8 protein-coding genes are annotated in these 13,466 nt (G+C 56.2%); 1 reads left to right on the top strand and 7 read right to left on the bottom strand.

All coding sequences use genetic code 11. The features are described from left to right. Window positions 1-20 precede the first annotated feature (20 nt). From ACXAF0_RS16350 to ccrA, 3 genes are all read right to left on the bottom strand, one after another. Window positions 21-2,111, bottom strand: a complete 2,091-nt coding sequence (locus ACXAF0_RS16350; protein WP_475346904.1) for a methyl-accepting chemotaxis protein — start codon at window positions 2,109-2,111, stop codon at window positions 21-23. A gap of 235 nt (window positions 2,112-2,346) precedes the next feature. Beyond that, a complete protein-coding gene (locus tag ACXAF0_RS16355) occupies window positions 2,347-4,014 on the bottom strand; it encodes an acyl-CoA dehydrogenase family protein (RefSeq protein ID WP_475346905.1) in 1,668 nt (555 codons plus the stop codon). A 451-nt stretch (window positions 4,015-4,465) separates the two neighbouring features. Then, a complete protein-coding gene (gene ccrA, locus ACXAF0_RS16360; protein ID WP_475346906.1) occupies window positions 4,466-5,746 on the bottom strand; it encodes a crotonyl-CoA carboxylase/reductase in 1,281 nt (426 codons plus the stop codon). A 290-nt stretch (window positions 5,747-6,036) separates the two neighbouring features. On the opposite strand from ccrA, the gene ACXAF0_RS16365 reads away from it, so the two are divergent. After that, on the top strand, window positions 6,037-8,094 hold the full coding sequence (locus tag ACXAF0_RS16365) for a methylmalonyl-CoA mutase family protein (protein WP_475346907.1): 2,058 nt from the start codon (window positions 6,037-6,039) through the stop codon (window positions 8,092-8,094). Between the two features lie 88 nt (window positions 8,095-8,182). Here the strand turns inward: ACXAF0_RS16365 and ACXAF0_RS16370 are convergent, their stop codons facing one another. The 4 genes from ACXAF0_RS16370 to ispH all read right to left on the bottom strand — a co-directional run bounded on the left by ACXAF0_RS16370 (window position 8,183) and on the right by ispH (window position 13,237). Further along, window positions 8,183-10,543 (bottom strand): putative bifunctional diguanylate cyclase/phosphodiesterase, encoded by a 2,361-nt coding sequence (locus ACXAF0_RS16370; protein WP_475346908.1) that lies wholly within the window; start codon window positions 10,541-10,543, stop codon window positions 8,183-8,185. A 267-nt stretch (window positions 10,544-10,810) separates the two neighbouring features. Next, on the bottom strand, window positions 10,811-11,260 hold the full coding sequence (gene rnhA / locus ACXAF0_RS16375; RefSeq protein WP_044828176.1) for a ribonuclease HI: 450 nt from the start codon (window positions 11,258-11,260) through the stop codon (window positions 10,811-10,813). 25 nt (window positions 11,261-11,285) lie between these two features. Continuing rightward, the gene (locus ACXAF0_RS16380) at window positions 11,286-12,254 is read right to left on the bottom strand and encodes a homoserine kinase (RefSeq protein WP_475346909.1); all 969 of its coding nucleotides are present in this window, start codon (window positions 12,252-12,254) and stop codon (window positions 11,286-11,288) included. 35 nt (window positions 12,255-12,289) lie between these two features. After that, on the bottom strand, window positions 12,290-13,237 hold the full coding sequence (gene ispH / locus ACXAF0_RS16385) for a 4-hydroxy-3-methylbut-2-enyl diphosphate reductase (protein ID WP_475346910.1): 948 nt from the start codon (window positions 13,235-13,237) through the stop codon (window positions 12,290-12,292). Window positions 13,238-13,466 lie beyond the last annotated feature (229 nt).

Consider the following 13,466-nt stretch of genomic DNA (forward strand, 5'->3'; position numbering starts at 1 on the left):
GATGCGTTGGCACCCACAGATCAGGACTTGTAACCGATCCGAAGGTTCCCCCACTGTTCGCCATTGACCATGATCGGAACGTCACATTCCTTCATGAAGACGACGCTGTCGCCCATATCGCGGAAATAGGTCTGCAGGAGATGGGGCTTGGTATTGCGCCCGGCCATCAGACCAGCCCGGTCATCAAAGATGCGCCGGTTACGGCAATTGCCCATGTTCCAGGCAGGTTCGCCTGGACGCTGGGGCTGGCTATAGACCTTGTTATGGGTCGGCAAAAAGCCGTTGGTATCCACGCCCGCGGCAAAGACGATATGGTCGTCTTTATCAAGCATCGCTTCCTGAAGCGGGGTGAAGTTGCGGTCAGTGAACGGAATATAGGGTGTCATGAACTGCTTGGGATTGGTGTCAGGGATCGGTTCATAACGGGTGTTGAACAGGTCTTCACGGGTGAATTCCTGATTGCGCAGCCCGCTTTCAAGAACCTTGCCCAGCTCGCCTGCCAGTTCCTTGCCAAGACCGGCGATCCTTTCGTCATGTTCGCTGGTTTTCTTGAGCAGTCCGAGGATGACCTGTGTTGCGGCCTCGTCGACTTCGGTGAACTGGATGTGTGTGCCAAGGGTGGAGTGGGCTTTGATAATCCCCTTAAGGCGCGTACCGTCTTCCATGGTGATCGTGATCGCCTTGTTGCGATCTTCTTCGTTGGCCTCGATGCGTGCAAGGAGCCCTGCGATCGACATATCGGCAGTGACACCGTCGCGGACGTCGCCATTGCCAAAGTCGACCTTGATATCAATGGCAATCGGCACGCGTTCTTCGTGACGGCGGTTTGTGCTGTCTGCACTGCGCAGAACCATGCGGAACCGGGTTTCCATCTCGTTGATGTCGTTGCGGATGTTCGATGACAGAATGCGCAGGTTTTCGGCCGTCTGGCTGGCATTGTGCGACTTTTCGCTGGCCAGTTCGATGTCGCTGGAAATGCCTTGCATGTGGGTGGAGACTTCCTGGGCGCTTGTTGAAATCTCGGAAATGGCCGCAGTTTGCTGTTCCACCGATGCGGAGATGTCGCTTGAGAGCTGACTGACCTCGTCAATGGCGCCGCCGATGCCTTCGATGGCGGTGACCGCCTCGGTGGTCGCACCCTGAATGGCGGTGATCTGGGCGTTGATATCAAGGATGGCTTTTTCGGTCTGGGTCGCGAGGTTCTTGACCTCGTTCGCGACAACGGCAAAGCCCTTGCCGGCATCCCCGGCACGGGCGGCCTCGATCGTGGCATTAAGGGCCAGCATCTTGGTCTGATCGGAAATGCGTTTGACGATATCAACGACCTTGCCGATTTCGGTCGCGGTTTCCGACAGGCTGCCCATCGTGGTGGATGTTTCCTGGGCGCGGATTACGGCCTGACCAGCAATGTTATTGGTTTTGTGAATACGATCGGCGATTTCGTGGCTGGATGCCTGCAATTCTTCGGTCGCAGAGGCTACGGTGGCGACATTGTTGCTGGCGATATCGGTGGTGGCGGTGATGCGTTCGACCAGTTGCGAAAGTTCGCTGGCATCGCTTTCCATGGCCTGGGCGACATCATTGGTGCGGCCAGCCTGAAAACCGACTTCGGAAATGATGTTATCGGTTTCACGTTCGATGATTTCCGACATCGACTGGATTTCGGAAGCGGATCGGTCGCCGGTCAGGGCAATCTGGCGGGCTGCGATCAGGCTGCTCATATCCGCCATCAGCAGGCAGCGCGCAGCATCGGCCGCCGCAGCACCGCCTTTGGTGCGCGCGGCCAGGGTGGCGCCATTTGCCGAAACCTGGTGATAGGCCAGCACAATCTGATCCGGTGCCAGTCCGGTGACGGCATCGGCCAGGACGTGATCGTCAAGGCAGTCATTGAGTGCGGCGGCGCTGCTTGCATTAGCCAGTGCGGCGAACCTTGCGGTCAGGCCTTCGACGTGGCTTTTCGGATCGGTCGGGACGGCACTGTTTTGCCCAGAGCCCAGCAGTTCCGAAACCAGATTTTCTGCAAGCTGTTCGCCGTGCTGCGCAAAAAGGTCTTTTGCACCTTCAATGCGCGCATAGATTGTGTTTTCCGGCATTGCAGAAGTGTGTTTCATTTACGTTTCACTCCCTTATTCCATGCGTGCGTTTTAGCCCGCTTTTCACAGATTTTTAGCCTTCTGTGTGTGCTTTTGGAGAGTGTAGCACCTTAGGTAAGTCTAGAAGATATCATACTTTAGGTTGATATAGAAAAAGGGCCCGCCAGAGATGGCGGGCCGAGTTCGCCCTCGTTGTTCACAGGGGCCACGGTTCGAATGTCAATTTCATCAGTAAATCAGAATGTTATCAGATTCACCGGGTCAGGATGCCACGGGTGACGACCTGTGCCTGAATCTCGGCAGCGCCTTCAAAAATATTGAGAATTCGGGCATCACACAGAACACGGCTGATCTGATATTCCAGCGCATAACCGTTGCCGCCATGGATTTGCAGGGCGTTATCGGCATTCGACCAGGCGACGCGTGCGCCCAGAAGTTTGGCCATCCCGGCCTCGATATCGCAGCGGATATCCTGATCTTTTTCAAAGGCTGAGAAGTAAGTCAACTGACGTGCAATCATGGTTTCGACAACCATCCATGCAACTTTTCCGTACACCCGCGGGAAAGCATAAAGCGGCTTGGAAAACTGAACACGGTCCTTGGCATAGCGCATGCCGATCTCAAGCGCGTTCTGGGCTACACCGACCGCACGGGCAGCGGTTTGAATGCGCGCGGACTCAAAGGTCGCCATCAGCTGTTTGAAACCCTGGCCTTCTTCGCCGCCCAGCAGGTTTTCGGTGGGCACTTCAAAGCCGTCAAAGGACAGCTCGTATTCCTTCATGCCGCGATAGCCAAGCACCTCGATCTCACCGCCTGACATGCCATCGGCCGGGAAGGGATTTTCGTCCGTGCCACGCGGTTTTTCGGCCAGCAGCATGGAAAGGCCGCGATAACCGGACTCGTCCGGGTTTGTGCGCGTCAGAAGCGTCATCAGATCAGACCGCGCGGCATGGGTGATCCAGGTTTTGTTGCCGGAGACTTTATAGCTGTCGCCATCCTTGACCGCGCGGGTGCGCAAATGCGCCAGGTCCGATCCATTGTTGGGTTCGGTAAAGACCGCGGTCGGCAGGATTTCACCCGATGCCAGTTTGGGCAGGTAATGTTCCTTTTGCGCGTCCGTGCCGCCAAGGCGGATCAGTTCGGCCGCGATTTCGGAACGTGTCCCGAGCGAACCGACACCTATATAACCGCGTGAGAGTTCCTCGGTCACGACGCACATGGCGGTTTTGCCCATGCCAAGGCCGCCGAATTCTTCGGGGATGGTCAGGCCGAAAACGCCAAGTTCAGACATTTCAGTCACGATGTCGATCGGGATCAGTTCGTCACGTTCATGCCAGCCATGGGCATGGGAGGATACCTTTTCCTCGACAAAGCGGCGGAACTGATCACGGACCATATCAAGGGTTTCGTCCTCAAGCCCGGTTTCGCCAAAGCGCCCGGTATCAAGGCTGTCTTCGATTTCGGCGGCAATCGCACGGCGTGCGGCATCCGAATTGCCATGTTGGGCAAGGGTTGCCACCGACGGGTTTGCCGCAAGCGAAGCAATCAGGTTATCCGCGACACCAAGGGTCGAAAGACGGATGATCTCGCCTTGTGACATCGGAATGCCGCCGATGATCTGGGCGAGATACTCCCCAAAGGCCGATTGCAGGATCAGATGTTCGAGTGTTCCGAACTTGTCCTGATCCTTAAGCCTGCTTGCCCATGCCTTCATTTGCCCCAGGGCCGTGACATAGGTGGTGAACCAGGCAAAGCCATGTGCGGCAAACTGGTTTTCATCAAAGGCGTCGGCATTGACCCGGCCATCGACCGTGACAGCGGTGCGCAGGGCATATTCAGCCGCATCATAGACGGGGCTGAGTGCAGAAAGCGCGTCATCGCACAAACGTTCGAGGTCAGGTAAAAGGGCATTGTCAGTCATTATTCAGGTCCTCGGATCGGGTCCTCGTTGTGCAATCCTGTGGGGCGATTGCGCGGATGGTTTACAAAGTTCAGAGGGTGGTGGCACCCCGGCGCAAATCGGGCGAGAATGCGCACAGGGTGCCAACAATCAGTCGAAGGTCAGGCCCCAAACGACTTGGGAGAATCCGGGGCCTGATGTGGGGTTAAGGGTCTGAACTCACTCCAATGATTGAAATGGTCGAGACGGATCTGTGCGGATATCAGGAGTTTCGCTGCAGCAAGGCTCGCTGCCTTGCAAAGTGAAACGACGCAATATGCCGTGCTGATCCGTCCGATCCGAAGGACGTCAGAACAAACTGCGATCTGCAGCGTCAACCGCCTTGCCCGGGGTGAAGCCCCGCGCAGCGGCGATTTCCTTACATATCTTGCTTGTTCTGGCGCCATTTTAACCATTGGTGTGTGTCCAGACCCTAACCTTCGACTGCTTCTTCAAGGGTGCGCATGCCCGGGCGTTTGGCCTGAACCAGAACGGCCATGTTGCCGGGCTTGTGTTCGTTGCGCATCATCTTCATGTGTGCACGCGGGATGTCTTCCCAGGCGAAGACTTCGGACATGCTGGGATCAATCCGGCGTTCAACCATCAGGGTGTTGGCCTGTGCCGCCTGTTTGAGGTTGGCAAAGTGGCTGCCCTGAATACGTTTTTGACGCATCCAGACGAAACGCGCATCAAATGTCAGGTTAAAGCCGGTGGTACCCGCACAGAACACGACCATGCCGCCGCGCTTAACAACGTTACATGAGACCGGGAAGGTCTGTTCGCCCGGATGTTCAAAGACGATATCAACGTCGTTGCCCTTGCCGGTGATGTCCCAGATCGCCTTGCCGAATTTGCGGACTTCTTTCATATAGTTGCCAAACTCCGGGCCATTGACGGTGGGAAGCTGGCCCCAGCAATTGAAGTCCTTGCGGTTGATCACGGCCTTGGCGCCCAGTCCTAGGACAAAGTCGCGCTTTGTTTCATCGGATATCACACCAATCGCATTCGCCCCGGCGGTCGTGATCAGCTGGATCGCCATGGAGCCAAGGCCCCCGGATGCCCCCCAGACCAGAACATTATGCCCCGGACGCAGGATATGCGGGCGATGGCCAAACAGCATGCGATAGGCTGTGGCAAGGGTCAGCGTGTAGCACGCGCTTTCTTCCCAGGTCAGATGTTTGGGGCGCGGCATCAGCTGCTGTGCCTGAACGCAGGTGAACTGCGCGAATGACCCGTCGGGGGTTTCATAGCCCCAGATCCGCTGGGTCGGAGACAGCATCGGATCGCCGCCATTACATTCTTCGTCGTCGCCGTCATCCTGGTTGCAGTGAATGACAACTTCGTCGCCGACTTTCCAGCGGGTCACCTTCGATCCCACGGCCCAGACGATGCCCGATGCATCCGATCCAGCAATGTGGAACGGGCAATCATGGACGTTAAAGACCGAGATCGGTTTGCCGAGCGACGCCCACACGCCGTTATAGTTCACGCCCGCCGCCATCACGAGAACGAGGACTTCGTGGCTGTCAGGCTGGGTGACCGGCAGCGCTTCGCACTGCATGGCGGTATCGGGTTCGCCGTGACGTTCTTCGCGAATCGCCCAGGCATACATATTTTTCGGCACATGACCGAGCGGCGGGATTTCGCCGATTTCATAAAGATCTTTTTCTTCCTGACCGCCACGGAAAGGCAGCACTTCAGCGGACGTGTTCATGGCCTTCACTCCTTGTTCGGGGTCGATCCGGTTTGCAGGGTAATGAAATTACCTATGCTGCGTTGCGGTCGACGAATCCTCCAAGCCACGGAATTTGTTCTATTTCCCCGGGCAAATCCCAGTTTTCTGCGGATTAATCGCAGGCAAAACCGGAGCGATATTTGTTTTCGCTTTTATCGCGTTGCACAAATTGTTATATAATTACTTGGACATTGTCTAGTGGATAATTTAATAACGTTTTCACGTAATTATCGTAAAGAAAATCGGTAATAAAAATACAAGAGGTCGCGATGTCTATGGAAAACAAGCGCAATGCAGCAAAGCCGGAACGCGATCGCCCGTGGCTGATCCGCACCTATGCCGGGCATAGCTCGGCACAGGCATCAAACGCGCTGTATCGCCAGAACCTGGCAAAGGGGCAGACCGGACTTTCGGTGGCCTTCGATTTGCCGACCCAGACAGGATATGATTCCGATCATGTTCTGGCGCGTGGTGAGGTCGGCAAGGTCGGCGTGCCGGTTTCGCATCTGGGCGACATGATGACGCTGTTTGATGGCATTCCGCTTGATCAGATGAACACATCGATGACGATCAATGCGCCGGCGGCGTGGCTTTTGTCGCTTTATATTGCGGTGGCCGAAAAGCAGGGCACGGCACGGGCAAGCCTGCAGGGCACAACCCAGAACGACATCATCAAGGAATATCTGTCGCGCGGGACCTATATCTTTCCGCCGGCCCCCAGTCTTAAGCTGATTACCGATGTGGCGGCCTTCACCTACCGCGAGGTTCCTAAATGGAACCCGATGAATGTGTGCTCGTATCATTTGCAGGAAGCCGGGGCGACGGCCGAACAGGAACTGGCCTATGCGCTGGCAACGGCGATTGCGGTGCTTGATGCGGTGCGCGATTCGGGACAGGTGCCCGAAGAAGATTTTGCCAAGGTGGTCGGGCGGATTTCGTTCTTTGTGAATGCCGGGATTCGGTTTGTCACCGAAATCTGCAAGATGCGGGCGTTCTGCGAATTGTGGGATGAAATCACCCGCGCGCGTTACGGCATTGAAGATGCCAAATATCGTCGGTTCCGCTATGGGGTTCAGGTCAATTCATTGGGCCTGACCGAGCAGCAGCCCGAAAATAATGTCTATCGCATCTTGATCGAAATGCTGGCCGTGGTTCTGTCAAAAAATGCGCGGGCCCGTGCGGTACAGTTGCCGGCCTGGAACGAGGCGCTTGGTCTGCCGCGTCCTTGGGATCAGCAATGGTCGCTGCGCCTGCAACAGATCATGGCCTATGAAACCGATCTTCTGGAATATGAAGACCTGTTTGATGGCAACCCGGCGATTGAACGCAAGGTCGGAGCGCTTAAGGAAGGGGCACGTGAAGAGCTTGCCAAGATTGATGCCATGGGCGGGGCGATTGCCGCCGTGGATCGTGGCTATATGAAGCAGGAACTGGTGCGGTCCAACGCGCTGCGACTGGCTGATATTGAAAGTGGGCTCACCAAGGTGATTGGTGTGAATGCCTTTACCGAGACCGAACCATCGCCGCTGACATCGGGTGAAAAATCGATCCTGACCGTCGATGACATGGCCGAGCAGGAACAGATCGAAAAACTGAAAGCCTGGCGATCAGATCGCGACCAAAAAGCAGTTGATAGCGCGTTGGCCGATCTGAAATCGGCTGCCAGCGAAGAGCGCAATGTTATGGAAAGCTCGATTGCCTGTGCCCATGCCGGGGTGACGACGGGGGAGTGGTCGGAAACACTGCGCGATGTGTTCGGTGAATACCGGGCACCGACCGGGATCACATCCATGATTGTCACAGGCGAAGAGGAAAACCTTCAGGATTTGCGTGAGCGTGTTGATCAGGTTTCCGACAAGCTTGGCGAACGCATGAAGATGCTGGTCGGCAAGCCGGGGCTGGATGGCCATTCCAACGGGGCAGAGCAGATCGCCGTCAAGGCGGGCGAAGCCGGGATCGAGGTGCTGTATGAAGGCATTCGTTGGACGCCCGAAGAACTTGTGCGCAATGCGATCGAAGACGGCGCGCATGTGATCGGGCTTTCGATCCTGTCTGGATCGCATGTGCCGCTTGTTCGCGAAGTGGTCAATGGATTGCGCGCGCAAGGGGCTGGTCATATCCCGGTGGTTGTCGGGGGCATCATTCCCGAAGCCGATATGCTGGTGCTGCGCCAGATGGGGATTTCGGCAGTCTATACCCCGAAGGATTATCAGCTGGCCAAGGTCATTTCCGAGATTGTCGATCTGGTTGATAAAAAGTCGTCGGACAAATCCGTCGTGTCGCCAAATGGGGCACAAGACAATCAGGGTGACGCCACGCTGTATTGACGACCACGCGACCGACACAGGTCATAAAAAAAAACGGTCGCGCCAAGATTGGGTGCGACCGTTTTGCCTTCGGGATCAGTTTCGCGGATCAGGATTTCGCCGTTGCCGGTTCCTGCAGGATGCCGTGACGTTCGTTGACCCAGCTTTCAAAGGTTGAGGCTGGCAGCGGCTTGGCAAACAGGAAGCCCTGAATGAAGTCGCAGCCCTTTTCCTGCAGATAGACAAGCTGTTCGACTTCTTCCACGCCCTCGGCAACCACTTCGAGGTTGAGGCTGTGGCCAAGGCCAATCACCGCATCGACGATTGCCTTGTCATCCATATCGACATGGATGTCGTTCACAAACGAACGGTCGATCTTGATCGAGGTCACCGGGAAGCGTTTGAGATAGTTCAGCGAAGAATAACCGGTGCCGAAATCATCAATCGCGATCAGAACGCCCAGTTCCTTGAGTTCCTTGAGCGTCGAGACGGCTTTTTCCGGGTTGTTCATCAGGATGGATTCGGTGATCTCAAGTTCGAGCGTGCCTTCGGGCAGGGCGGTGTCCTTGACGATCTTTGTGACACTGTCGACCAGTTCGGCATCCTGGAATTGGGCCGGGGACAGGTTGACGGCAATCCGCATGCCGGCAAGCGATGTTTCACGCCAGGCCTGCGTCTGTTTACAGGCACGTTCAAGCACCCAGGCACCCAGCCGGTTGATCAGACCGCATTCCTCGGCCACGGAAATAAATTCGCCCGGCAGGATCAGACCGCGTTCCGGATGGTGCCAGCGCACAAGTGCCTCGGCGCCAACGACGCGTTCGGTGCGGCAGTCGATTTTCGGTTGATAGTAAAGTTCGAGCTGATCCTGTTCGAGCGCGTTGCGCAGATCTTCCTCGATGGTTTTGCGTTCCTTGACCCGCTCATGCATGGAGGGCAGGAAGAAGCGATAATTGTTGCGGCCTTCGGCCTTGGCGGCATACATCGCCATATCGGCGTTTTTGACCAACTGTTCGGGGTTTTCGCCGTCTTCGGGGAACAGCGTGATGCCGACACTGGCGGTCGAATGCAGGCGGATGCCACGGCAATCGAACGGCTGGGACAGCTCGTCAATGATGCGCTGGGCCAGGGCGATGGTGTCTTCGATGTTTTGAACGTCGGTCTGGATGATCGCGAATTCATCGCCCCCAAGACGGGCGGCAGTATCGGAATCACGGATGATGCGTGACAGACGCTGACCCATTTCCTGAATCATCAAGTCACCGACATCATGGCCGAAGTGGTCGTTGATGTCCTTGAAGCGGTCAAGGTCAACAAACAGAACCGTGACACCACGCTGGAAGCGACGGGCGGACAGCAATGCCTGACGCAGGCGATCGAGGAACAGGGTCCGGTTCGGCAGGCTGGTCAGAACATCATGGACCGCAAGGTGGCGCATGCGGGCTTCGGTCTGTTTACGTTCGGTAATGTCGGTATAGGTCGCAACGTAACCGCCGCCTGGCATCGGGTTGTGATCAACCTGAATGACACGGCCATTCGGGCGGGTACGTTCCATGCGATAGGGTTCACGACGGCGCGCAATCGCAACACGGTCGGAAATCAGGGCCTGGATGCTGACATCGCCATATTCGCCGCGTTCGCCGTTATAGCGCAGGATATCGGAAAGCGGGGTGCCTTCCTTGACCAGATCGCGCGGCAGATTAAGCAGCTCGATATAGCGTTCGTTCCAGACCATCAGGTTCAGGTCCTGATCGAACAGACAGATGCCCTGACCGATATTGTGCAGGGTGGCTTCGAGCAGGGCCTGCTTACGCTGGGCTTCTTCCTGTGCCTGCCCCTGCAGGGCGACCATTTCATTGTATTCGCGGATCAGAAGACCGAGTTCGTCCGAGCTGTTCCATTCCACCGGACGGCGCAGACGGCCGTGCTTGGTCATGCGGATGGAATGCAGCAGACGGTTAAGCGGTTCCTTGATCGAACGTTTGTTGGCAATCAGAAGGCTGGCGGCCACGACCGAAATCAACAGGCCGAACAGGATCATGTCGATGGCGATGCGGCGGAACAGCAAATCCTGCACGCGATCATCGGTAAAGTAGATGACCAGTTCACCCACGTCGTGGCGGACATTGTTACGTTCGAAATAGACACGGCGCGACAGGCGCAGCGTATCGGCCAGTTCGGATTGCGAAACGCCGGTATGGGCGAATTCGGTGCCATCGGCGCCAAGCGCCTGCACGGCAACGATGTCGCTATCGCGCGCCATGGCGTTGAGCGCGGATTCGATGTTGTCGACGTCAAGATACCAGAATGGGGTTGCCAGAACGCGGGCGTTGATGTCGGCAGTCTGTTCGACTTTGCCGTTCAGATCATCGCGCAGCACTTTGTAGCTGACATAGCCAAAGACAACGAAAAGCGCCAATGAGAACAGTGAAACCAGCGGCAATGCAATAAACAGCAGCCGACTGCTCAAAGACTTTCGTTGTAAAAACCCGTACGATCCGCGCGACAAGCGTTCTCTCCCTGGCACCTACTTTGGGCTAGTCGAATATACTGTACTCGACGCTTGTATGGGTGCCAACTCCCCTGATATTTTCTCAAGTCAAACCGCACCTTGATGGAAGCTCAAGTTCGATTTCGCTAATTCGATAATTAACCGATATAGATCAGCAAGCTTGTCTATTTTGGTGTGAAGTCCTTTAGGTTCAAGCAGTTTTACCTGCCATCTGCGAAAATTTCGTTACCGTGGAACGGCTTCGCGTGCGAGTTCATCGCATCTTTCGTTTTCGGGATGACCTGCATGGCCTTTGACCCAGTGCCACTCAACCTGATGAGGTTCCAAGGCTTTTAGCAGGCGCTGCCACAGTTCCACGTTCTTGACCGGCTTCTTGTCAGCGGTTTTCCAGCCGCGTTTCTGCCAGCCGAAAATCCATTTGGTGATGCCGTCGCGGACATAGCTGCTGTCGGTATAGATATCGATGACACACGGGCGCTTAAGGGCTTCGAGCGCGCTGATCGCGGCCATCATTTCCATGCGGTTGTTGGTGGTTTCGGGATCACCGCCCGACATTTCCTTTTCAACACCCTTGAACCGAAGGATTGCCCCCCAGCCGCCGGGGCCGGGATTGCCGCTGCATGCGCCGTCCGTATAAATCTCGACGCGGTTATCGCCGCCGTTGCCTGAAGTCATGTCGTTGTGTCCCTGGCCGGTGGCCTTAATCGAGGCCATAGGCCGCTGCGTTGTCCACGCGCTGGTGGAAACGCAATTTGTTGATGTATTCGTGCGGATTTTTCGGCGTGACCAGCGCATCCTTGGGGGTGTTTACCCAGTCATAAAGGCGGGTCAGCAGGAAGCGCAGGCTCGCACCACGGGCAAGAATCGGCAGGGCCGCCTTTTCGGCATCCGAGATCGGGCGTACCTTGCTGTAATGCGACAGCAGGTTCTTGGCCTTGGTGACGTTAAAGCTGTTATCGGGTTCAAAGCACCAGGCATTCATGCAAATTGCGATGTCATAGCCAAACAGGTCATTGCACGCGAAATAGAAGTCGATCAGGCCGGATACTTCTTCCTTGCCCGGGAAGAAGAAAACGTTGTCGGGAAACAGATCGGCATGAATGACGCCCTTGGGCAGTTCATGCGGCCAGTTGGCTTCGAGATAGTCGAGCTCTTCGCGGATCATGTCGCCAAGACCCGGAACTTCGTCATTGGCGTGTTCCTGACAGCTTTCAAACAGTGAGCGCCATCCCGACACACTGAGTGCATTAGGCAGGTGCATCTCGAAATCGAGACCGGCGGTGTGAAGCTGTGCCAGGGCTGCACCAACACCGGCACAATGGTGGGGCTGGATGCGGCGCGGTGACATGCCGCGCAGGAAAGATGTAATGGCGGCCGGGCGATCACAAAGTGTGCGTAAGGCCACGCCATCCGTGCCATGGATCGGGGTCGGGCAGTTCAGCCCCTTGGCTGACAGGTGATCCATCAGTCCAAGGTAAAACGGCAGATCATCCGGATTTACCCGCTTTTCATAGAGCGTCAGGATAAAGGGCGCGATGCTGGTCTGAAGCAGGAAGTTGGTGTTTTCGACACCTTCGGCTATGCCCTTGAAAGAAACCACTTCACCGATATCGTATTCGGCAACGAAACGGGCGATATCCTCGTCTGAAACATCGGTATAGACGGCCATGGGCTTTATTGTCGTCCTGATCTAAAAGTAAGCAGTTAGCTGGCAAGCTGGCGCGGTAGTTTGAAAGTGACGTTCTCGTCGGTGAGCGTGATGGTTTCGACCGTCACGTCATAGCGTTCCCGGCAGGCATCGATAACTTCTTCGACCAGAACTTCCGGGGCGGATGCGCCGGCCGTGATGCCAAGGCTTTTGATGCCTTCAAGTTCCGACCAGTCGATATCCTTGGCGCGTTCAACCAGAACCGATCGCATGCAGCCTTCGCGCTTGGCGACTTCGACCAGCCGGTTGGAGTTCGAGGAATTCGGCGCGCCCAGAACCAGAATGGCATCGGCCTTTTCGGCAATCAGTTTGACCGCGTGCTGACGGTTGGTCGTGGCGTAGCAGATATCTTCTTTTTTCGGGACCGAGATCGACGGGAAACGCCGTTGCAGAATTTCGATGATCTTGGCCGTGTCATCAAGCGACAGGGTCGTCTGGGTCACGAAGGCCAGATTGTCCGGATCCGAAATTTCGATGGTTTCGGCGTCCTGTTCGGTTTCGACAAGCGTCATGCTGCCCGGCGGCAACTGGCCCATGGTGCCGATGACTTCCGGATGACCGGCATGACCAATCAGAAGGATATGCTTGCCATCCGCATGATGACGCTCGGCACCACGATGGACTTTCGAGACCAGCGGGCAGGTCGCATCAAGATATTCAAGCTTGCGGGTTTCGGCGGCCTCGGGCACGGATTTCGGTACGCCGTGGGCCGAAAAGATCACCGGAACCCCGTCCGGAACGGCATCAAGTTCATCGACAAAAACCGCACCCATGTCGCGCAGGCGATTGACCACGAATTTGTTGTGGACGATTTCGTGGCGGACATAGACCGGCGCACCATATTTTTCGAGCGCCTTTTCGACGATCTCGATGGCGCGATCAACCCCGGCGCAAAAACCGCGCGGGTTGGCGAGAACGATCTGAAGGCTGGCTTTGTCAGACATGATACAGGTCCGGCTTTCCCAATCGCGTGCGGGCGTTCCCGACGCATTTTTCAAACATTGTCGTTACATAACCCGCCTGATCATGTGGTGCAATGACTCTGCGGCAAAAGGGCCGTGTGTTGTGGCCGGAAATTTGAGCTTTTCTATTCCCGCGACCCGTTGAAGCGGGTTGTGCCGACACCCGTGAGGGAATAGACTGCGAGCGGGCCGTTCGGATAAGACACAGGCC

It is taken from the genome of Thalassospira sp. ABD4_177 (assembly GCF_056160125.1).

Coding starts and splice junctions, on each gene's coding strand:
- ACXAF0_RS16350 (WP_475346904.1), bottom strand. CDS start 2,111: ATGAAACACACTTCTGCAATGCCGGAAAACACAATCTATGCGCGCATT.
- ACXAF0_RS16355 (WP_475346905.1), bottom strand. CDS start 4,014: ATGACTGACAATGCCCTTTTACCTGACCTCGAACGTTTGTGCGATGAC.
- ccrA (WP_475346906.1), bottom strand. CDS start 5,746: ATGAACACGTCCGCTGAAGTGCTGCCTTTCCGTGGCGGTCAGGAAGAA.
- ACXAF0_RS16365 (WP_475346907.1), top strand. CDS start 6,037: ATGTCTATGGAAAACAAGCGCAATGCAGCAAAGCCGGAACGCGATCGC.
- rnhA (WP_044828176.1), bottom strand. CDS start 11,260: ATGACTTCAGGCAACGGCGGCGATAACCGCGTCGAGATTTATACGGAC.
- ACXAF0_RS16380 (WP_475346909.1), bottom strand. CDS start 12,254: ATGGCCGTCTATACCGATGTTTCAGACGAGGATATCGCCCGTTTCGTT.
- ispH (WP_475346910.1), bottom strand. CDS start 13,237: ATGTCTGACAAAGCCAGCCTTCAGATCGTTCTCGCCAACCCGCGCGGT.